This window comes from Streptomyces sp. NPDC001137, from assembly GCF_040298885.1.
In the GTDB taxonomy this organism is placed as follows: domain Bacteria; phylum Actinomycetota; class Actinomycetes; order Streptomycetales; family Streptomycetaceae; genus Streptomyces.
Genome location: NZ_JBEPBA010000002.1, coordinates 374,491 through 396,447, shown reverse-complemented (window position 1 = coordinate 396,447; position 21,957 = coordinate 374,491). Strand labels below are relative to the sequence as shown.

At 70.9% G+C, this 21,957-nt stretch carries 13 protein-coding genes and 1 pseudogene; 2 read left to right on the top strand and 12 right to left on the bottom strand.

All coding sequences use genetic code 11. The features are described from left to right. The 12 genes and pseudogenes from ABT254_RS04750 to ABT254_RS04695 all read right to left on the bottom strand — a co-directional run bounded on the left by ABT254_RS04750 (position 1) and on the right by ABT254_RS04695 (position 18,748). Entirely contained in the window at positions 1–1,281 is a 1,281-nt protein-coding gene (locus tag ABT254_RS04750) for an O-antigen ligase domain-containing protein (RefSeq protein WP_351463499.1), read from the bottom strand. 1 nt (position 1,282) lies between these two features. Then, the gene (locus ABT254_RS04745) at positions 1,283–2,824 is read right to left on the bottom strand and encodes a right-handed parallel beta-helix repeat-containing protein (protein ID WP_351463497.1); all 1,542 of its coding nucleotides are present in this window, start codon (positions 2,822–2,824) and stop codon (positions 1,283–1,285) included. A 10-nt stretch (positions 2,825–2,834) separates the two neighbouring features. Further along, positions 2,835–4,793: a heparinase II/III family protein gene (locus ABT254_RS04740; protein ID WP_351463495.1), complete on the bottom strand. Its 1,959-nt coding sequence runs from the start codon at positions 4,791–4,793 to the stop codon at positions 2,835–2,837. Next, complete coding sequence (locus ABT254_RS04735) at positions 4,790–6,970, bottom strand: bi-domain-containing oxidoreductase (protein WP_351463493.1); 2,181 nt, start codon at positions 6,968–6,970, stop codon at positions 4,790–4,792. Before ABT254_RS04735 ends, ABT254_RS04740 begins: the two co-directional genes overlap by 4 nt. A 19-nt stretch (positions 6,971–6,989) precedes the next feature. Continuing rightward, entirely contained in the window at positions 6,990–8,924 is a 1,935-nt protein-coding gene (gene asnB / locus ABT254_RS04730; protein WP_351463491.1) for an asparagine synthase (glutamine-hydrolyzing), read from the bottom strand. Positions 8,925–8,927: 3 nt separating this feature from the next. Further along, complete coding sequence (locus tag ABT254_RS04725) at positions 8,928–10,445, bottom strand: Wzz/FepE/Etk N-terminal domain-containing protein (RefSeq protein ID WP_351463489.1); 1,518 nt, start codon at positions 10,443–10,445, stop codon at positions 8,928–8,930. Further along, positions 10,442–11,812, bottom strand: a complete 1,371-nt coding sequence (locus ABT254_RS04720) for a YveK family protein (RefSeq protein ID WP_351463487.1) — start codon at positions 11,810–11,812, stop codon at positions 10,442–10,444. The genes ABT254_RS04725 and ABT254_RS04720 overlap by 4 nt, the downstream gene beginning before the upstream one ends. After that, positions 11,809–13,059, bottom strand: coding sequence for a glycosyltransferase family 4 protein (locus ABT254_RS04715; protein ID WP_351463485.1), 1,251 nt, complete (start codon positions 13,057–13,059; stop codon positions 11,809–11,811). Before ABT254_RS04715 ends, ABT254_RS04720 begins: the two co-directional genes overlap by 4 nt. A gap of 4 nt (positions 13,060–13,063) precedes the next feature. Next, entirely contained in the window at positions 13,064–14,380 is a 1,317-nt protein-coding gene (locus ABT254_RS04710; RefSeq protein WP_351463483.1) for a nucleotide sugar dehydrogenase, read from the bottom strand. Between the two features lie 103 nt (positions 14,381–14,483). Further along, the gene (locus tag ABT254_RS04705) at positions 14,484–15,962 is read right to left on the bottom strand and encodes a sugar transferase (RefSeq protein ID WP_351463481.1); all 1,479 of its coding nucleotides are present in this window, start codon (positions 15,960–15,962) and stop codon (positions 14,484–14,486) included. A gap of 1,566 nt (positions 15,963–17,528) precedes the next feature. Further along, a pseudogene (locus ABT254_RS46490) lies at positions 17,529–17,741 on the bottom strand (transposase); the annotation flags it as partial. Positions 17,742–17,815: 74 nt separating this feature from the next. Next, positions 17,816–18,748, bottom strand: a complete 933-nt coding sequence (locus ABT254_RS04695; RefSeq protein WP_351463477.1) for a LysR family transcriptional regulator — start codon at positions 18,746–18,748, stop codon at positions 17,816–17,818. A gap of 105 nt (positions 18,749–18,853) precedes the next feature. On the opposite strand from ABT254_RS04695, the gene mdlC reads away from it, so the two are divergent. Both mdlC and ABT254_RS04685 read left to right on the top strand, forming a co-directional pair. Further along, a complete protein-coding gene (mdlC, locus tag ABT254_RS04690; protein ID WP_351463476.1) occupies positions 18,854–20,434 on the top strand; it encodes a benzoylformate decarboxylase in 1,581 nt (526 codons plus the stop codon). Between the two features lie 67 nt (positions 20,435–20,501). Further along, complete coding sequence (locus ABT254_RS04685) at positions 20,502–21,956, top strand: benzaldehyde dehydrogenase (protein WP_351463475.1); 1,455 nt, start codon at positions 20,502–20,504, stop codon at positions 21,954–21,956. The last annotated feature ends 1 nt before the right edge of the window (position 21,957 follow it).

Sequence of the window (21,957 nt, the reverse complement as noted above, 5' to 3'; positions counted from 1 at the left end):
TCAGGTCGCCTCCGATCGGCGGGCCCAGCGCGGGAGGCGCTGTCGAGGGAGTTCCGGCGTGGAGAGCCGGGGGACTTCGGGCGTCGTAAGGACGGTGGCCTGGGCAGGTGCCGCCAGCAGCGAGGCGGCCAGGGCCAGGTGCAGCAGATACGGCGAGGCGTCGCCGAGGCCGGCCTCGGTGTACGAGGCCATCGCGCAGTAGCTGATCAGGAAGATCGCGCAGGCCCGCTGCAACGACGGCGGCCGCAGCAGCGCGACTCCGCCCAGCACCACGATGATCACCGCGACGAGGGTCACGCCGATCAGACCCTGCTCGTTGTAGACGGCCAGCCAGCTGTTGTCGATCGGCAGCCCGCCGAACGACTTGTCGCCCAGGCCCACGCCGAACAGCTGCTCCGAGGTCGAGCGGGGCGCGGCCAGCAGGGCGTCCCAGACCTTGGCGCGGCCTGTGAGGCTGGAGAAGTTCTCCTTGCTCTGTCCGCGCAGGAACCACGACTGGAGCATGGAGGCGAACCCCACCGCGGCCACCGTGGCCAACAGCACCGCCCAGGTGAAGAAGCGGCGGGCGGCGGCGCTGGTCAGCATGAGCGAGCCGATGGCCAGCACCAGCCCGACGAGCAGGCCGAGCGTGGCCGTGCGGGTGTGGGTCAGGGCGAGCAGGACGAGGGACGGCACGATGATGACCGCCGCGCTCTTCTTGTCGGTCCGGCGGCCCAGCAGGAGCAGCACGGTGAGTCCGATGATCACCGCGGCGTACTGTCCGATCTGCGGCGGGGTGAGCGGCCACAGCGCGCCGACCAGGCGTCCGCCGTAGAGGTCGGGCAGGGCCGCGCCCGGTGAGACGGCAAGGCCCGCGGCCACCGATCCGAGCACCGCGAAGTACATCCGGATGTGGTGCCGCACGAACGTCAGACCGCCGTCCCACCAGCGGGTGAGCAGCCACAGGGTGCCGACGAAGAGAGCCAGCCGGAAGCAGCGGAACAGCGCGCCGAACCCCGACTCCAGATTCGCGCTGGAGATCACGCTCGACACCAGCAGCAGGGTGAGGGTGAAGACGTACGCGCTGGGCCGGATGCGCACCCGGAGGTTGACCGTGAGCGCCAGGGTGAACGCGGCGACCAGGGCGCCCATCGTGACCATCTGGATGAGGGAGCGGGGCAGCGGGACGATGGTCTTCGCGCCGGCGGAGCCGAGCGTGTTGAGGACCAGCAGCCCCCAGACGATCCCGATGATCCTCGGTGTGGCGGCGGGGCGCGGTTCGGCGCCGGACAGCGTGCTCATCTCAACCACCCGCCTGTCCGCTGATGGTGCTGCCCGCGTCCTGCCGGTAGGGCGCGCCCTGCCAGCTCTGGAAGTCGAGCACCTTGCTGGGGTCGTGGACGACGAAGGCCCACGGCCCGACGTAGACGTTGTCGTGCCAGCGGTTGTGCTGCTTGAGGGTGATCGCGTCAGCCACCTTCTCGCCCTTGTACGGCGACCAGTCCGGATAGGTGCCGTAGTTGGAGAGCACGGCCATGCGGTCGCACTTCGTCGTGCACTTGAGGACGGACTTGTCCAGCACGAAGCGGTTGTCGTGGATGTCCACCCGCTGGGTCTTCCACCGGCAGTCGGCGTAGAGCGGTGCCTTGGTGATCGTCGACTTCGTGCAGCGGCTGGTCTTCTTCACCAGCAGCGTGCAGTCGCCGGAGGAGGTGTTGGCCGGGCTGTTGCAGAACCGGTCGGCGTTCTCCCACAGGGTGATCGCGGACCAGTTGTTCTCCAGCAGGTTGCCGTAGATGTCGATCTTGTTCGTGCGGGCTTTGACGCGTGGTTCGCCGCCGGACTCGGACAGGTAGACGGTCGCGAACGGGAAGGTGTCGCCGCGGCCGGCTGCCTTGCGGCCCTCGACCCAGTTGTTGCGCCGGATGGTGTTGTTGCGGATCACGGCGTTGTAGCTGGTCTCGTAGATCAGTGCGGCGCCGTCGTTGGCCTCCAGCACGTTGTCCTCGATGCGGAAGTCGTTGTTGTTGGTGTCCGCCCACAGTCCGGTTCCGCGGTTGTCGTGCACCCAGTTGCCGCGTACGTCGGCGCCGTCGACGGCCCAGAACTTGATGCCGCCGGTGCAGCCGCAGCCCTGCTGCCGCCGCTCCCAGTCGCCGGTGTTGTTGCCCACGATCTCGTTGCCCTCGACCACCAGGCCGCTGATACGGCCGCTGCCTTTGTAGGCGTTCATGCCGTACTGGCCGTTGGCGCGCAGGCAGTTGGCGCGGACCTGCTGGCGGGCTCCGGCCATCAGCCCGGCGCCCAGGTTGTTCTGGATGGTCGAGTGCTCGATCACCCAGCCGTCCGCCGAGTCGTGGTTGACGACGCCCTCGTTCTGCGGCGGGACGAAGCCCTGCACGGTCAGGTAGGCGATGGTCACGCCCTGGGCGGTGCCGGCGAACGCGTACTGGTTGGTCTTCCGGCCGTCGAGCACCGCTCCGGGCGCGCCGAGGTAGCGGTCCCCCTTCTTGGGGACGACCTGGGCGTAGCGGTCGGGGTCGAGCCGGTGCTTGCCCGGTCGCAGCCAGAACGTGGTGTTGGCGGGGTGGCTCTTGGTCTTCGCCGCCAGGTCACCGACCTTCGCGGGGTCGACCGTCACCGCGCCCGCCGGGGCCTTCGCCGGCCCGGTCTCGGGCTTGGCGCACACCCGGGGCAGGGCGGTGGACCGCGCCCCGGACATGGTGGGCGCGGCGGTCGTCGCCTTTGCCTCGGCGGGCTGCGTGCCGTCGCAGCCCGCCAACGCGAGCAGGGCCAGCGTCAGCGGTGCCACCGCCCACGCCCAAGGCCGCCTCTTGATCCGCACGTGCCCCTCCCTAGCCGCGGAACCTGAGCACGGTGGTGAAGCCCTCCGTGCCGTCGGTGAAGCCGGTGCCGACCAGGGTGGTGGCGGGTTCCTTGCGCCCGAATCCTGCGGAGTACCAGCCCAGCGGTGGCTCGCTCTCGCCGCGGTGCGCCTGCCAGGACAGCTGGCCGGGCAGGTCGAGCACCGCGGAGCGGTCCTCGCCGTCTCGGGTCCAGGTCAGTTCGGCCCGGTTCTCCACCAGCTCCGCGGTGATCGTCGGGCCGAGGTGGAAGGCCAGCCGCACGGCGCCGCCCGGGCCGCGCACCTCGTCGACCACCTTCAACTGCCGGCTTTCGGCGGTGAGTTCCACCTGGCGGCGGTGCACCGAGCCCTGGTAGCCGTCGTGCTCCGCGCTCCAGCGGGCCGCCCCTTCGCCGGACGTCTCCGCGGCCAGTACGCGCGTGTTGGCGTGCCGGGTCCACAGGAACGGGCCTCCGGAGACGGACTGGTCGGCGCCGTCCAGCTCAAGGGTGTTGTGGCCGAGGGTGGAGCGGAAGTACTGCCGCCACTCGGGCTGCCCGTGGTAGCAGTACGTCCCCGGGTCGGCGAGCACGTCGACCCCGTCGTGGCGGACCTCCACGGACAGCGCGTCCGCGTGGGCGTGCGCGGCGATGGACAGGAAGCCGTGCGGGCCGCCGTCGCAGCGGCACCAGATCTCCTCCGGGCCCCGCAGGATCGTCATACCTGCATCGGCGAAGTGGGCAGGCCTGCTTGCCGGGCGGGACACGGCCGGTCCGGTTCCGTTTTTCTGATGCGGCTGGATGAGCGCGGCCAGCAGCGGGGTGCGCACATCGGTGCCGGTCACCCTCGGCCACCAGTCGAGCCGGCCGAACACCGCCTCCCCGGTGGACAGCAGCGAGCCCCAGCGGTCGGTGCCCTCGCCGTCCAGGATCAGACCGTGCCCGTCGTCGGCGTCGCCCTGGCGCGGCGGCCGCAGCCGGTTGTCCACGACGGCGGCGAGCGCGTCGGTCATCCGCAGCAGCACCAGGCGGAGGGTCGCGGGGACCGGCACGTCGGCGGCATCGGCCTCGGCCACGGCGGCCAGGCCGAGTTCCAGCACCAGGCCGTGGTACTCGGAGGCCAGTTCACGGTTGAGGCCGGAGAGGAAGGTGTTGCTGCGCAGATGCCGGTCGAGCGAGCGCAGGGCGTCGGCCCGCCAGCGCTCCGAGGCGGGGAACCAGCCGAACGCGCAGGCCGCGGCGAACTGCCCGGCGGCCTCGGCGATGACGTGGTTGTTCGCCGACGATCCCCGGCTGGGGAAGGCGGCCAGCCAGCGCTGGTGGTGCCAGATCTGGTTCAGCGCCACCGGGTTGTCCTCGAACAGCCCGGCCGCGCCCGGCCAGCCCTCCAGCAGCCGGCGCACCCACACCCACGACAGCAGCCGGATGCCCAGTTCGATGCCGCTGATCCAGTGGACGCCGCGCAGCGGCGGGTTGGCCTCCCACCACGACCGCAGGTGCGCGGCCACGCGCTCGGCGTACCGCTCGTCCCCGGTGACCGCGTAGGCGGCGGCGAGCTGGGTGAGGTGGTGGTGCCGGGACAGCTCCCAGATCTGCTTGATGTCCCCGACCGCGTCCTCGCTGCGGTACGGCACGTCGAAGGCGTAGCCCGAGGGGGCCCGGCGCCCGGTCTTGGGGTCGTACCACCAGTCCGGGTCGACGAGGTCGTCGCGGGCCACCCCGAAGTACTCGACGTGCCCGTCCATCAGCCGGTCCGCCTCGGCCACGAGGCGTTTCGCGGCGTCCGACGGCACCGCGGCGATCGCCCCGGCGGGCAGTACCGCGGTGAACCGGGCACCGGTCACGCTCGGGCAGGCCGGCGGCGTCGACCGCCAGCGCCGTCTGCGCAGCGTGTCGCCCACCCGGCCCGCGACCTCCTGCGGTCCCATCCGGGACAGCCGTCGCAGGTACCAGCCCGCGCTCATCGTCATCGTGCGTTCTCCAACGTCACCGGCGCGCCGCCGGCCAGGCCGGCCTGCACGGCGAGGGTGGCCGCCGTGGTGGCGACCAGCGACTGAAGCGGCACCGGCATCGGGCCGCCGGTCCGCACGGCCTTGATGAACGCGGCCAGTTCGGCGTTCTGGCCCTTGTCGCGGGCCTTGGGCAGCCGTGAACTGACCCACTTCTTACGGCCGTAGACCGAGGCGCGGACGAAGTCGTCGAGCCGCAGCACCTTGCCGTCGGCGACCAGGTCCAGCGTCTCCTTGGGGAAGCCGGGGGCGCCGGTGGTGACATAGCTGATGGTGGCGGTGGACCCGTCCGGGTAGCGCAGCACGACCTGCAGGTCCTCGTTGCCGGACGGGGCGACCGCGTAGACGGAGACCGGGTCGGCGTCGAGCAGCCAGCTCGCCGTGTCGATGAAGTGGCCGCCCTCGCCGGCGAAGCGTGAGCCCTCGGTGCCCTGCTGGAGGTACCAGCTGCCGTGTTGCAGCTGACCCGCGTTGACCAGGTAACGCAGGCTCGCCGGGCCGCTCCGGGTGCCGAACTGCTTCCTGGCCTCCTGCAACAGCGGTGCGAAGCGGCGGTTGAAGCCGACCTGCAGCCGGTCGTTGCCGGACTCCTCCACCGCCGCGAGCACTCCGGCCAGCTCGTCCTCGTTGAGCGCCAGGGGCTTCTCCACGAACACCGTCTTGCCCGCCAGCAGTGCCTTGCGGGTCAGGTCGGCGTGCGAGCTGTGCCGGGTGACCACGAACACCGCGTCGATGGACTTGTCGCCGAGCACGGCGTCGAGGTCGGTGGTCGCCTCGGTGAAGCCGAACTTGCGCTGCGCGTTGGCCGCGGAGAGCGCGGTCGTGGTGACGACGGTCGACAACTCGACGCCCTCGCGCTGCGCCAGGTGCGGCAGCAGCATCGACGTCGCGTAGTTGCCGGCGCCGACGAACGCCAGCTTCACCGGCGTCCTGGCAGAGCGGGCCGGGTTCGGCTTCACGCTCACCGCGGGCACCGCGACCGCCGGTGCCTTGGCTTCCCCGGCTTCCTCCGCCTGCTCGGGGTAGCGGAACAGCGCGGTGATGGCCTTCAGCTCGCCGTCCTTCAGGCGCTGGTAGGTCTCCACCGCGTCGTCGAAGTCGGCGACGTGGGAGATCAGGGGCTCCACGTCGATCTTGCCGCGGGCGGCGAGGTCGAGGAAGCAGGCCAGGTTGCGCCGCTCGGTCCAGCGGACGTAGCCGATCGGGTAGTCGCGGCCCTCCAGTTCGTACTCCGGGTCGTAGCGTCCGGGGCCGTACGAGCGGGAGAAGCGGACGTCGAGTTCCTTCTCGTAGTACGCGTTCCACGGCAGGTCGAGGCGGCACTTGCCGATATCGACGACCCGGCCGCGGTCGCGGGCCAGCTTGGCGGCCAGCTCCACGGGCTGGTTGCTGCCGCCCCCGGCGGCCAGGTACACCTGGTCCACGCCATGGCCGTCGCTGAGTTCGGCGACGGCGTTCTCCACGGCGGCGGAGGCGGGGTCGCCGCAGGCCGCGGCGCCGAGGCGCTCGGCGAGCTCGCAGCGCGCCGGGTCGGGGTCGGCGCCGACGACACGGACGCCGGAGGCGGCCAGGAGCTGCACCACCAGCTGCCCGATCAGTCCGAGGCCGATGACCAGGGCCACTTCGCCGAGCTGCGGCTCGCCCTGGCGGACGCCCTGCATGGCGATCGAGCCGACGGTGCCGAAGGCCGCGTGCTGCGGCGCGAGGCCGTCCGGCACCGGGACGTAGAGGTTCTTGGGCACCCAGTTGAGCTCGGCGTGCAGCGCGTGCTCGTTGCCGGCGCAGGCCACCAGGTCGCCGACCTTCACGTCGTCGATCCCGGCGCCGACCTGCTCGACCACCCCGCACAGCGAGTAGCCCAGCGGTGTGTAGGAGTCCAGCTTGCCCATCACCTTGCGGTAGGTGGCGGGCACCCCGTTGGTGGCCACGCTCTGCATGACCTTGGCGACCTGGTCCGGGCGGGAGCGGGCCTTGCCCAGCATCGACATGCCGGCCTCGGACACCTTCATCATCTCGGTGCCGGTGGAGATCAGCGAGTAGGCGCTGCGGACCAGCACCCCGCCCGGCTTGCACCCCGGCACCGGAACGTCGAGCACCGCCAGCTCGCCGCTCTTGTAGTTCTGTACTACCTGTTTCACCCGAACTCCTCTGAAATTCCTAAGCCGTCAAACGAGTGCTCTGGCCGGACCCAGAGGTCGCGTCGCGATACCAGTACTCGAGCGTCAGTACGTGCCACAGATGCTTGGAGAAGTCCTGCTGCCCGGCCGCGTCCTCGGCGACCATCCGCTTCAGTGCGTCGCGGCGCAGGATCCCGGAACGGACGAGTTCGCCGTCGTTGACCACCTCGCGCACCAGCGGCGCCAGGTCCCGGCTCATCCAGGCCCGCAGCGGGGCGCTGAACAGGCCCTTGGGCCGGTACACGATCTCCCGGGGCAGGATCGAGGTGGCCGCCTCCTTCAGAACCGCCTTGCTCTGCCGTCCGGCGATCTTGCGGTCGCCGGGGATCGCGAACGCCGCCTTGACCACCTCGACGTCCACATACGGCGTGCGTACCTCGGTCGACGCGGCCATGCTGGAACGGTCCGTGTACGTGAGGTTCAGACCCGGCAGGAACATCCGGGCGTCGGTCAGGCACATGCGGTTGACGAAGTCGTCGAGGTCGTTGTCCTGGTAGACGTCCCTGTGCTCGGTCAGTACGTCGTCGACCGTGCCGGCCAGCTCGGGATCGAGCAGCGCGAGCAGCTCGTCCTGGTCGTACATGGTGTAGCTGCGCCGGAAGGCGGTCTCCTCCGGCAGGTCGGCGAAGGACAGGAACCGCTTGGCGAAGCGCACCGACCGGAATCCCCGGCGGGAGGTGGCGACCGGCAGCCGGTCCACGGCCGCGGACACCCCGCGCCGCAGGGGCCGCGGGACGCGCTGGTAGCGCAGCGCGATCAGGTTGGCCAGGTGCTTGCGGTAGCCGGCGAACAGCTCGTCGGCGCCCATCCCCGAGAGCATCACCTTGACCCCGGCCTCGCGTGCGGCCGTGCAGATCAGATACGTGTTGATCGCGGCGGGGTCGCCGATCGGCTCGTCCAGGCTGTACGTCATCTGCGGCAGCAGGTCGAGCACGTTCGGGGCGATCTCGATCTCGTGCAGGTCGACGCCGAACTGCGCGGCCACCTGCCGGGCGTAGCGCAGGTCGTCGGGCATCGCCTCGAACTTGGCGTCCTCGGCGCGGAATCCGATCGTGTAGGCGGAGATCCCGGGCTGGTGGCGGGCCGCCAGCGCGGTCAGATAGCTGGAGTCGAGGCCGCCGGAGAGGAAGGTCGCCACGGGCACGTCGGAGAGCAGGTGGCGCCGGGTCGACTCCTCGATGACGGCGGCCAGGTCGGGCTGCTCGCCCGTCCGGGCCCGCTCCCGGCCCTCGGCGGCGACCTCCTTCAGGTCCCAGAACCGGCCGCGCTCCACCCGGCCGTCGGGCCGGCACCGCAGCCAGCTGCCCGGCGGCAGCTTCTCCGCCTCGCGGAACGCGCACCGCGAGTCCGGCACCCAGTAATAGAGGAGGGAGGCCACCAGCGCCGCGTGGTCCACCTCCAGCTTGCCGCCGGTGGCGGCGGCGAGCGCCTTCAGCTCGGAGGCGAACACCAGGCCCTCGCCGCGCCGCAGCAGGAACAGCGGCTTGATGCCCAACTGGTCGCGGACCAGGACCAGTTCACCGGTGCGCTCGTCGAAGATCCCGAACGCGAACATGCCGCGCAGCCGGGGCAGACAGTCCGTGCCCCAGCGCCGCCAGGCCTCGAGGAGGACCTCGGTGTCGGAGGTGCCGCGGAAGCGCACCCCGGCCGCCTCCAGCTCGGCGCGCAGCTCGGGCGCGTTGTACAGCTCCCCGTTGTAGGTCAGGGCGAGGCCGTCCGAGACCATCGGCTGGGCGCCGGTCTCGGTCAGGTCGATGATGGACAGACGGCGGTGCCCGAGGTGCACCTCGCCGTCACCGACGGGGTGGCCGTAGCGGCCCGCCCCGTCCGGGCCGCGGTGGGCGAGGGTCTCGGTGAGCCGGTCGGTCACCAGCTTTCCGTCCGGCCAGCGGTAGGTGCCTGCGATGCCACACATGTGCTACCGCCCGTCCTGGTCGTTGCCCGGGACGCGGGTGGCCCAGATCGGCTGCCGCTCCGTCCGCGGCTGGTTGGTGCCGTTCTGCCGAGCCGGCCGTTCGGCGCGGCCGCGCAGGGCGGTGTGCAGTCCGTCCCACAGGGTGCCGTCGGTGCGGTCGCGCGGATCGGGGTCGATCAGCACCACACCGATCACCGGGATGCGCTGGTCGGCGAGCTGCCGGGCCACGGTGTGCAGCCAGGCGGCGCTGCCGTGTCCGGCCCGTACGACGAGCACCGTCTGGGTGCCGAGGTGGCGCAGGTCGGTCCATGCCGTGCCGGGCGCCACCGAGCCGACGCCGATGCGGCGCTCCTGAGGCGACAGGGCGGCGGCACGCTCGCCGCTGACCACGGGCGGATCTCCCGGCTTTTTACGGCCTTCGAGCTGCCCGCCGGGCAGAGCGTCGACGACGGTCACCGGACCCTGTGCCGCCATGGCCCTGGCGAGGTCCAGGGCGATCACGCTCGTGCTGCGCGCGCAGCCCAGTTCCAGCAGCGACACGGGTTCCGCGAGGTCGCCGGTGGTGCGGGCCAGGGTCGCGGTGAGCCGTTCGCGGGTGACCCGGGTACGGCGGCGCTGCCACGGCTTGCCCGAGCGGCGGGGCAGCTCCGCGATGACCGAGGCGCCCAGGTTCGCGGCGATGTCCCGGCGCAGCACGGGGCGGTCCCTCACCACCGTGCCGACCGCGGCCAGCGCAAGGCCGAGGACGAGCCCGAGGATCCCCCCGACGGCGGCGTCGGTGACCAGGGCCTTGGGCAGGGAGTGGCGCACCGCGCGCGGCGCGTCCACGATCTGCGTGCCGGCGATGACCTGGGGGGTTCCGGTGCGGGCGTCCGCGGCGCGCTGGTCGAAGTCGGAGATGCGCGCGTTGAGTTCGGCCCGGCGGGCGAAGAGCGTCTCGATGCCCGCCGACGCCTTCGGGTCGGTGTCCGGGGACCGGTTTCCTATCTGCTTGTTGACCTGGGCGAGTTCGACGCGCATGCGGTCACGCTGGTCGAGCAGGGCCTTGGCCTCGGCCTGCGCGGTGTCCTTCATCCGCCGTACGTGGTCGGCGATGAAGGAGTCGGCGAGCGCCTTGGCGCGGGCCACCGCTTGCGCGTCGGTGTCGCCGGTCACGGTGATCTGCATCAGGTTGTTGGTCAGACCGGCGCCCTGGTAGTCCTTCATGAAGTCCTCCGGCTTTTCCGAGGACTTCAGGGACCGCAGGGCCTTGTCGGCGATCTGCGTGGTCTGCAGCAGCTGGACGTCGGTACGGATCAGCGTGCCGGTGTCGTTCGGCTGGTCCTCCGCGTGCGCGACCAGCACCTTGGTCACCGCGGTCGGTGGGGGCGGCATCAGGACCGCCACCGCCGCGCCGGCCAGCAGGCCGAGCAGCGCCATGGCCGTCCACAGGCGACGGCGCCTGCGCACCGCCACCACCAACCCCTGCAGGTCGATGAGCGGAGTGGCGGGCGACGACTCCGAGGTCGTGCTTGTCGTCACGCTGAACCTCCCGTTGCGTGGCCGCGCACCGCGAGCGCCAGCGTGGCGTCGTCCGGAAGCGGGCCGGCAGACCTCGTGGGGCGGGCCTGGACCAGGTCGGCGACGACGATGCCGACGACCTCGTGCCTGCCGTCCGCGCAGGCCTCCGCGATGCCGGCGAGCTCCTCGGCGGTCCAGCTGTCCACGCTGAGGACCACCACGGCACCGGACTCGTTCTCGCGGTCCGGCACCACCGGCCGGTCCACCGACACCTCCACCATCCGCAGCATCGGAGCGCTCCTGGCCTCGGCGACGAGCTGTCCCGCGGCCCGGCGGGCGATGTCGTCGCCCTGCGGTACGACGACCAGCAGCCGCTGGGCGGAGGGCAGTCGCTCCTTCAGGCGAGCGCACACCCGCCGGTAGCGCAGACGTCGGCCGGCCTCGTCGCCGGACTTCTGCGGGGCCGGCAGGTCCCACGGGGTGTCGAGGCCGAGGAAGCGGCGGATGCGGGCTCGTGAGCCCCCGCCTTCCGGCCGGCGTGCGCGCCGTTCACCGGCCACGTCGACGGTGCCGAGGAGCGTCGAGCCCAGCGCCGCGGCGATCTCCGGTTCGGTGCGCAGCCGACGGTTCATCCGTGCGGCGACGAGATGGCCGATGACCGCGAGCAGGAAGAACAGCAACGCGCCGCCGACGATGAGCTGGACCCTCGTCGGCGCGGCCTCACCGGTCGGCGGGGCGGCGGGCCCCATGACGACCATGCCTGCCTTGTTGGTCGCCGGGTTGGACTCGTCCACCTTCTTCATGGCCCCCTCCAGCGAGGTGCGCAGGTTCTCGAGCTCGGTGCGCGCCTGCACGCTCTCCACGGTCTGTCCCGGATTGGCAGCCTTGGCGAGGTCGCTGATGCGGCGGTTGGTCTCCTCGACCTTCTTGCGCAACGCCTCGTTCGCCGTGCTGGTTGCGGAGTCCGTGCCGCTGCCCGCGATCTGCGCGGTGTACTGCACGAATTGCTGGGCCACCTGGTCGGCGAGCTGCTGCGCGCGCTTGGGGGTGTCGGCCGTTCCGGCGATGGTGATGATGTTTCCGTCCGCGGCCTTGGCGCTGACCTGGTCCCGCAGCTCGGTGGTGCTGACGCCGGACCAGTGCAGCGCGTCGGCCGCGCGGTCGACCACCGCCGAACTGGTCGCGAGGTCCACCTGGGTGAGCAGCTCGCGCTCCTCCCACAGTCCCGGCAGCAGTACGGGGGCCGACGCCGTGTAGCGCGGTGGGAACACCACGACCGAGGCGCCGAAGCCGACCAGCGCGCCCACCACGGCGAGGACGGCGAGAAGCCGCCAACGCCGGCTGAATATCCGCCCGATGGTGACCAGGCGTATCGTGTCCTCGCTCAACTGCGCTGCCTCTTCCCTGTCCGGATCGGGTCGTGCGCCGACACCGGGGTGTGGTCACGGCAGGCGGCCGCGTAGGCGGCGAGCAGCGACGCTTGTGAGTTCTCCCAGGACAGCGGTCCGCTGATCCGCTCCTGGCCGATCTTGCCCATCCGGGCCCGCTTGTCCGGGTCGTCCATCAACTCCGCGACGAGCTCGGCGAACCGGCCCTCGTCGTTGGCGGGTGCGTAGACGGCGGCCTCACCGGCGGAGACGCGTGCCTCCTTCAGGTCGAAGGAGACGATCGGCCGGCCCATCGCCATGTACTCGAGGACCTTGTTCATGGTCGACACGTCGTTGAGCGGGTTGCGCGGGTCGGGAGACAGGCACACGTCCGCGGTGGACAGGTAGCGCACCAGGTCGGCGTCCGGAATCCGCCCGGTGAACTGCACCTGCTCGCTGAGACCGAGTTCCTCGGACAGCTCCACCATCGCGTCGAAGGCGTCGCCGGAGCCGACGAACACCGCGTGCCAGTCGGTCCGCCCGAGCTCGTCGCGCAGCTTCGCCAGAGCCCGCAGGGCGTAGTCGACGCCGTCCTGGGGGCCCATGACGCCCAGGTAGCACAGCAGATGAGGCTTGCCGCGCTTCAACTCCGGCTCGGGCGGCACCGGCTGGAACCGGTCGATCTGCGGCGCGCTGCGCACCACGAAGACGTCCTCCGGCCGCTTACCGCCGCGGCGCACCGCGACCTCGCGGTAGCTCTCGTTCGTGGCGAGGACGATGTCCGCGGCCCGGTAGGTGCGCCGCTCCAGCGCGCACACGCCGCGGTAGAGCAGGTCCTTGCCGCGGTCGAAGCGGGAGAGGTACAGCTCGGGCACCAGGTCGTGCTGGTCGAAGACGAACCGCGCGCCGCGCCGCTTGAGCCACAGGGCCGGCAGGAACAGCAGGTCGGGCGGGTTGCAGGCGTGCACCACGTCGACCGGGCCGACCTTGCGGGCCAGCCGGGCCGTGTGCCACAGCGCCGTTCCGTACTCCTTGAGATAGCCGGCCGGCCCTCCGGTGGCCGCGCGCAGCGGGTAGCGGTGGATGCGCACCCCGTCGATCACGGCCTCCGGCTCCGTGTCGCGTTTGGTGCCCTGCGGACAGATGACGTCCACCGTCCAGCCCGCGTCGCGCAGCGTCGTGCACTCCTGCCACACCCGCCGGTCGAAGGGCACCGACAGGTTCTCCACCAGGATCAGGGCGCGTCGCCCCGACCCCTCACCGCTCATTGCATTACCAAGCAAGGCCCACGTACCCAGGTTCGGCCCGGCGCTCATCGGCGTCGGGAAGGTGGATGAGGTCGACGATCACCGGGGCGTTCCCGTGGGGCAGCACCGACAGCACGGACGGGTCCCTGGTGCCGACCAGGCACACCTCGGCGTGGTCGAGCACCTCCTCGACGGACTCCGCGAGCAGCTGCGCGAGGTGCGGCAGCCGGTTCTCGATGTACTCGCGGTTCGCGCCGAGCAGCCGGGACAGGCTGACATTGGCGTCGTAGATCTTGAGGTCGTACCCCTTGCCGAACAGGCGCTCCGCCAGCTCGACGAGCGGGCTTTCGCGCAGGTCGTCGGTGCCGGGTTTGAAGGACAGCCCGAACATTCCCACCCGGCGCTTGCCGGTGCGCTCGACCAGGTCCACCGCGCGCTGGAGGTGGTCGGCGTTGGAGGGCAGCACATGGGAGAGGATGGGCACCGAGACGTCGGCCCGCTGTGCCGCGTGGACCAGGCTGCGCAGGTCCTTGGGCAGGCAGGAGCCGCCGAAGGCGAAGCCGGGCCGCAGATAGGCGGGGCTGATGTTCAGCTTGCGGTCGGCCAGGAACACGTCGATGACCTGGTGCGAGTCCACCCCGAGCGCCTGGCACACCGCGCCCAGCTCGTTCGCGAAGCCGATCTTCAGGCCGTGGAACGCGTTGTCCGCGTACTTGATCGCCTCAGCGACGGGGACCGGCACCCGGAACACCTCGCCGGGCAGGCCCTCGTACAGCGCCGTCACCGCGTCGCCGCTGGCCGGGTCGATCTCGCCGATGACGGTCTTGGGCGGGTCGAAGAAGTCCCGCACGCTGGTGCCCTCGCGCAGGAACTCCGGGTTGACCGCGACCCCGACGTCCACGCCGACCGTGCCGCCGAGGTTCTTCTCCAGGATCGGCACCAGCAGGTTCAGGCAGGTGCCCGGGAGCATGGTGCTGCGGAAGACGACGGTGTGCCGTCCGCCGCGCTCGGCGAGCGCGGCGCCGATCTCCTCGGTGACCCGCTCCAAGTAGGTGGTGCACAGGCTGCCGTTGGGCTCCGACGGGGTGCCCACACAGATCAGCGAGATCTCGCTGTCCATGATCGCCTCGCGGACGTCGGCGGTGGCGCGCAGGGCGCCGGTGCGCACGACGTCGGCGATGAGCTCGCCGATCCGCTCCTCGACCACCGGCGCCTTGCCGTCGTTGACCAGGTCGACCTTCACCTGGTTGACGTCCACGCCGATGACCTCGTGCCCCATGCTGGCCAGGCACGCGGCCGATACGCAGCCCACGTAGCCGAGCCCGAAAACGCTGACTCTCATGACCCGTTCCTCCCCCCACGCAGGCCCTTGTGGCCTGCGGTCCCCCCAGCAAGGCCCTTGTGGCCTGCCGTCCACATGTCTGCCGGACGACGCCCCCCGCGCATCAGTAGGCCCCCTGCCCGTGCAGCACCGCACGCAATGTCTTCCACAAGATCACCGTGTCGAGGGCGAGCGACCAGTCCTCCACGTACCGAAGGTCGAGGCGGACCGCCTCCTCCCACGGCAGGTCGCTGCGTCCGCTGATCTGCCACAGACCGGTGAGGCCGGGCTTGACCAGCAGCCGCCGCCGGATGTCCGGGTCGTACGCGGCGCACTCCTCCGGAAGGGGAGGCCGTGGGCCGACCAGCGACATCGATCCCGTCAGTACGTTGAACAGCTGCGGGAGTTCGTCGATCGAGTACCGGCGCAGCACCCCGCCCACCCGGGTCACCCTCGGATCGTGGCGGACCTTGAACAGCAGCCCCGCGCCCTCGTCGCGGTCGGCGAGTTCGGCACGTGCCCGGTGGGCGTCGACGACCATGGTGCGGAATTTGAGGATGGTGAACTCGCGGCCGTCCTTGCCGACCCGGCGCTGGCGGTAGAAGGCCCCGCCCCGGCTGTCCGCCAGCACGAGCAGCGCCACGAACACCATCAGCGGCGCGAACAGCATCAGCAGGACCGCCGCGCCGACCCGGTCGACGACGGCCTTGATGGCACGACGGCCTCCGGTGAAGGCCGGCAGGCTGACCCGCAGCAGCGGGATACCGAGCACCGCGTCGACGTGCAGCCGCGGGCCGGCCACCTCCATCAGCACCGGCGCCACGACCATCTCGGCATCGCTGCCTTCGAGGTTCCAGGCCAGCCGCTGCAGCCGGTCCGGCGTCCAGTGCGCGTCCGGCGTGACCGCGACGACGCGGTAACCGTCGTGGTGCACGTGCTTGGCGACGTCCGTCAGCCGGCCGACGACCGGCACACCGTCCAGCTGGTCGCCGTCACGCCCGCGACCGTCCGGCGTGCACACGGCCTCGACGCGCCAGCCGATGTGCGGGAACTTGCGGGTCCGGGTGATCAGGTCGCGCACGGTGGCCGGGCTTCCGGCGGCGAGCACCGGCCTGAGGCACCGGCCTTCCTTGCGCTCCTTGTGCAGCCAGAGGCGGAGCACATACCGCGCGGTCATGGTGACCAGCGCGATCGCGGGGATCGCGACGAAGATCCAGAGCTTGATGTTGCGCGAGGTGAGGGCTATCCCGCCGAGCGCCAGCACGACGGTCGCCGCGAACAGTGAGCGTCCGAGTCTTCGGAATTCCTCGGCGCCCTGGCCGAGCACGGCCGGAGCCCACGCCCGCCCCACCGCGAGCGCTCCCAGCACCAGCAGCCAGGTGCCGAAGGCGAGTATCCCCCACTTCTCGTGCCAGTTGGCCGCGTCCCGCGCCCCGAAGAAGTCGCCTATCGCAGCCACCACCAAGGCGGTGGCAACCATGTCGCTGGTGATCACGGTACGGCGGTACCGCTGTTCCCAGTCGCTCGCGGGCCGGCTCATCGCCTCTTTCGCCAGACGCCCGCGCGCCGACGAAAAAGGGTCGACTATTCCCCCCTGCCGCACAGAAACCCCCCGGTCCCCAGTGATACGACGTGTTCGCCCAACACTGCTGCCCCTCCCCCACGGGAGGCCCCCGCCTCCCGCACGCTTCCTCCCCTTGGGAGGTCCCCGCCCCCCGCGATGCGCTGTCCCTTCCCGTGGGAGGCCCCCGCCTCCCGCGCACGACATCACGGCTACTGCAGCCCGCCTGAACAACTCACCCTGGCCGCAGCACACTCACGTGCCCGGCCAGAATCTCGAGCTGCACGGAAACCCGTCGACACCTCGGATGCTCCCCGCACCCGAAGCCCCTCTCGGGCCCCAAGAATTGATCACCCCCACGTCGGCGCCAGATACACGGCTACTGGCTCTCTGCAACGCCGACCCATGGATCACCATTTGTCGCCTCGTGTCCCAGCATGCGAAGCAAGGTCAATCTAGACCATCGGAACCCATCTGGAGAGTGGAACGTGTGGAATTTGTGCCGGAGATTTGAAGATGGCTCCAATGGATCGGTGGCCGCCTGCGGGTGCCGCGGCGACGGAGGACGCGCCTGTGACCTGTGCTGCCGGGCGTGAAGAGGCTCTGCCCGGTGGGATCTTGTCGGTGAGCACGGGGCTGCGGTTACGGGTGGGAGCGCTCCACTGCACGTAGAAAGCGGAATCTCAGCGCTCTGTTCAACCAGGCGGACACCGAGGCTTCACAGTCTGCCCGCTCCGGACCACAGGGAAGTCAAGGGTCACTTTCGACAATCTGGGCGATGGGGTGCCGCGTTCCGCTCGGCACGTGGACGAGACCCCTGCCGCACCGGAGCCTGCGGGACGCGGACGTCGGCACGACGGGGATCAGTCGAGGACTCACCGCCTGCATCTCACGATCGATCAACAGCCGACTGCGCTGTCACCGTGGGCAGAGACACGGCCGGCCCCACTCTCACGTGGCACATCGACCTCGGTGGCCGCACAGCCCTGGACGGCGAACGCTCAATACACACCGCTTCGCGACCGGTAACAGCCTTGCGGACACGAGGCTTCACTCCGGACATGCCACGCTCCAACGGTTGCGGTGACTGGAGTTGCTGAGTCTCGGCGAGGTCGACGCGTACGACGGCGAGCACACCGGCCGTGCGCGGCCCGGTTTCGAAGGCGGTCACCGACAGTCCACACACCCGTCCATCGACAACGGGTCGACAGGACAGCAGGGAGTGTCCAACTTCCCGGAAGAGCCGTCCGACCTGCTCGAGTTTCCAGCCAAACTCCCTGCTGACTTGGCAGGGGGCGCCGGGGATGGCAACCCTCATTACTGCGGAGCGTCGCCGTTCTGACCGGCCCGAATCAGTCTCACCAACTGCCGGAACCGTTCTGACATCTGGCCCATGCCGCCGCCCCCCGGCCGGGCCACGATCCGGTACCGGCCCACCTGTCCCGGATCGTTTGCCGTCAGCTCCTCGAACGCGGCCAACCCGACGCCCCCTTCACCCGCCTCACGACCTGCGGAACGGGCCGAATCGTATCCATCCGCCCCGGCCATGAGGGCAGTTGACGAACATCTGACAGCTGCCGGGTCAGGGCCCGCCGTACAAGCGGTCGTCGCTGAGACCGTGCCTTTCTTCAGGAAGCCGGTGTCGTCCACGATCGGGACACCGTCAGGCCGGCCGAGCCGATCGGCGACGTATGCCTGCAAGTCATCACGGATCTCGTCCGGATCCCACTGACACCACGACAGCAGCCGCTGCAAGCCGCACGGGGTGGCATGGCCCGTGTGCTCGGCGAGTTGCCGGCTGTTCTTCCGGCCCACCGGGCCGTCCGCCGCCGACCAGGCCGCCCGGCAAGGCACGACCGGCGCGTTTTGCGCATGGCGAGAGCGCGGCCGATCGCTCAGCCCGCACTCGGTGGCAGCTGTGCAGGGCTGACCAGCTCCCCCAGAACATCAGCCATGAACTCCACCAGCCACCGCTGAGACGGACTGCGTGATGCCTCGTGCCGGGCGTAGAGCGCCACTTCGATCGGTTCCGTGTCGAACGGGAGACTCACGAGGCGGAGGCGGTGGGAGGCGGTGAACACCTCACCGGCGTACTCGGGGACGATCGCGATGAGGTCGGTGTGTTCCAGCAGGTAGGGCAACACCGTGAAGCGGGTCGCGTCCACGGCGACGCGCTCCAGGAGGCCGTGCGTGGCAAGGAGCGAGCGGGGCACGACGTGGCCGTGGGGGCCGTACACCGTCGCGTGGTGTTCGGCCGTGAGGTCCGCCAGCGTGACGGAGGCGCCGCGAATGCGGGGATGGTCGGAGGCGACCATACCGACGTAACGCTCGTGGAAGAGCGGGATGCGGACGGTGCGGTGGGACGTGAGGACCGGCGTGGCGACGAAGGCGTCGACTTCACCGCGGCGCAGCTGGCTCTCGACGGCGTCCACATCCAACGGGCGGACGGTGAGGGACACACCGGGAGCCCGCTCGCGGGCCGCCGCGACCAGCCGGGGCAGCAGGGTGGCCTGGCCCAGGTCGGAGAGGGCGACGGTGAAACGCCCTGACATGGCGGTCAGGTCGAAGTCGTTGTCCTGGCGGATCACGGCGTCCATGCCGGCCAGCGCGCGCTGCAAGGGCTCGTAGAGGCGCTGAGCGCCGGCGGTCGGGGTCAGGCCGCGGCCGGTGCGCCGGAAGAGCTCGTCGTCGAAGTGCCGGCGCAACTTGGCCAGGCTGTAGCTCACCGTGGGCTGGGTGACGTGCAGCGTCTCCGCCGTCGCCGTGACGCTGCCGGTCTCGTAGAGCAGCACGAAGACGCGGGCGAGGTTGAGATCGAAGCTGCTCATATCGAGCGAGTCTATATCGCAGCCCGCCAACATCTATTGGTCCGAATATCCTGCGCTGCCTAGCGTGGCCTGCGTCACTTCGACGTCGCCGCGAAAGGAACGTCTGTGCCCTCCGTGCGCAGTGTCTGCCATGAGTTCCTCCAACGCCAGGAGCTCACCACCGTCTTCGGGAATCCCGGCTCCAACGAGCTGCCCTTCCTCGCCGAGCTGCCGGACCGCTTCCGGTACGTCCTGGGCCTGCACGAGGGTGCCGTGGTGGGCATGGCGGACGGCTACGCGCAGGCCACGGGACGTCCGGTGCTCGTCAACCTGCACGCCGCGTCCGGCTCCGGCAACGCGATGGGCGCGCTCACCAACGCCGTGGCCTCGCGCACTGCGCTGGTCGTCGTGGCCGGCCAGCAGGTGCGGCCGGCCATCGGACCGGAGGCCAACCTCGCCAACGTCGACGCCCCGTCGCTGATGAAGCCGCTCGTCGGCTGGGCCGCCGAACCGGCCTGTGCCCAGGACGTGCCCCGGGCCCTCGCCCAGGCCGTCTTCGAGGCGCAGTTGCAGTGCCGGCCCACCTACCTCTCCGTCCCCTATGACGACTGGGCGGTGGATGCGGACGAGAACGCATCGGCCGTGCTGGACCGGCAGGTGCACCGTGCCGCAGTGCCCGGCGCGGAGCAGGGGCGCCGGCTGGCCGATGCGGTGACCGCCGCGCGCAGGCCCGCGCTGGTGCTGGGCGGTGACATCGACTCCGACGGTCTCTTCGACGACGCGGTGCGGCTCGCGGAGCGGCTCGGCGCTGCGGTGTGGGCGGCACCGTCGCTGTTCCGGCTGCCCTTCCCCAACCGCCACCCGCAGTTCCGCGGGGTGCTGCCGGCGGGGATCGACCCCATCTCCCAATCTTTCGAGGGTCATGACCTCGTGCTGGTGCTCGGAGCCCCGGTCTTCCGCTACCACGAGTACCTGCCCGGCCGGTATCTGCCCGAGGGCACCCGGTTGATCCAGGTCACCGAGGACGCCTCCGCCGCCGCCCGCGCACCGATGGGCGAGGCTCTGGTCGCCGACCCGGCCGCCGTCATCGACCTGCTGCTCAAGGAGCTCGACGCGGCGACGGAGCCGGCGGGCGACTACCGGCCCACCCCCGCGCCGGCCACCGGGCAGGGGACGCGGCTGCATCCCGAGGAAGTCTTCGCCTCCCTTCGGGACGAACTGCCCGACGACACGGCGTACGTGGTGGAGTCGACCTCGACGAACTCCTCGTGGTGGCGCCAGATGGACCTGCGGCGGCCCGGTTCCTACTACTTCCCGGCAGCGGGCGGACTCGGCTTCGGCCTGCCCGGCGCCGTCGGGGTCGCCATGGCCCAGCCCGACCGGCCGGTCGTCGGCGTGATCGGGGACGGCTCGGCCAACTACGGCATCACCGCCCTGTGGACGGCCGCCCAGCACCGCCTGCCCGTGACCGTGGTGCTGCTGCGCAACGGAACCTACGGCGCGCTGCGCTGGTTCAGCGGCCTGCTGGGTGTCCCGGACGCACCGGGCATGGACATCCCGGGCCTGGACTTCACCCGCATCGCGGAGGGCTACGGCGTGTCCGCCCAGCACGTCGAGAGCGTGGACGAACTACGGGCGGTGCTGTCCAGGCGCCCGGACGGACCCCGGCTCGTCCAGGTCGACACAGCGCTCACGACACCGTCCTGACCACGATGCCCACCCCACGGACACACCTCGCAGAAGTCACTCCCCTCAGGTAACGGAAGGAAGACCGATGACACTTCTGGACAACGACGTCTGGAGCAAGAAATTCCTCAGCGACGGCTGGCAGGACGCCACCCGCGAGCACCAGGTCACCGAGCCGGCGACCGGCGCGCAGCTCGGCACCGCCGGCCTGGCCACGCCCGAGGACGTGCGCCGCGCCGCCACCCGGGCCGCCGAGGCGCAGCGGTCCTGGGCGGCAACTCCCCCGCAGCAGCGGGCGGCCGTACTCCGCCGCGCGGGCGAGCTGTTCACCGAGCACGCCGCCGAGATCGAGGACTGGCTGATACGCGAGGCGGGCTCGGTACGGGCCAAGGCGGCGTTCGAGGTGCAGCTGGCGATCGGCGAGTCATTCGAGTGCGCGGCACTGCCCACGCACCCTCAAGGAGAAGTACTGACCTCCGAGGAGGCCCGCTGGTCGTTGGCCCGGCGCCGCCCCGTCGGCGTCGTGAGCGTGATCGCGCCGTTCAACTTCCCGCTCGCCCTCGGCCTGCGTTCGGTGGCACCCGCGCTGGCGCTCGGCAACGCGGTGCTACTGAAGCCCGATCCGCGTACGGCGGTGAGCGGTGGCGTGGTCATCGCCCGGATCTTCGAGGAGGCCGGGCTGCCCTCCGGACTGCTGCACCTGCTGCCGGGCGACAGCACGGTCGGCCAGGCGGTCGTCGAAGCACCCGAGGTACGGGTCATCTCCTTCACCGGCTCCACTCCGGTCGGCCGCGCGATCGGTGAACAGGCAGGCCGTCTGCTCAAGCGCGCCCACCTCGAACTCGGCGGGAACAACGCGCTCGTGGTGCTGCCGGGCGCGGACGTGCAGAAGGCGGCCTCCGCCGGTGCGTTCGGCTCGTATCTGCATCAGGGGCAGATCTGCATGACCACCGGCCGCCACATCGTGCACGAGTCACTGCTCGACGACTACAGCGCCGCGCTGGCCGCAAAGGCCCGGGCGCTGCCCGTCGGCGACCCCGCCCGCGAGGACGTGGCGCTCGGCCCGATCATCGACCGGCGGCAGCTGGAGCGGGTGCACGGCATCGTCACCGACAGCGTCGCTGCGGGCGCGACGCTGGCCGCGGGCGGCGAGATCGACGGCGCCTGCTACCCAGCCACCGTCCTGACCGGCCTCACCACCGACATGCGGGCATGGCGCGAGGAGATCTTCGGCCCCGTCGCACCCGTCATCGGCTTCTCCACGCTCGAAGAGGCCGCCCGGATCGTCAACGACTGCGAGTACGGCCTGTCCGTCGGCATCCTCGGCAACGTCGGTACGGCGATGAAGCTCGCCGACCAGATCGACTCCGGCAAGGTCCACATCAACGAGCAGACCGTCAGCGACGAGCCCAACGCCCCGTTCGGCGGAGTCAAGGCCTCCGGCACCGGGTCCCGCTTCGGTGGAGCCGCCGCCAACGTCGAGGCCTTCACCGAGGCCCAGTGGGTCACCGTCCGCCCGGACATCGCCGACTACCCGTTCTGAT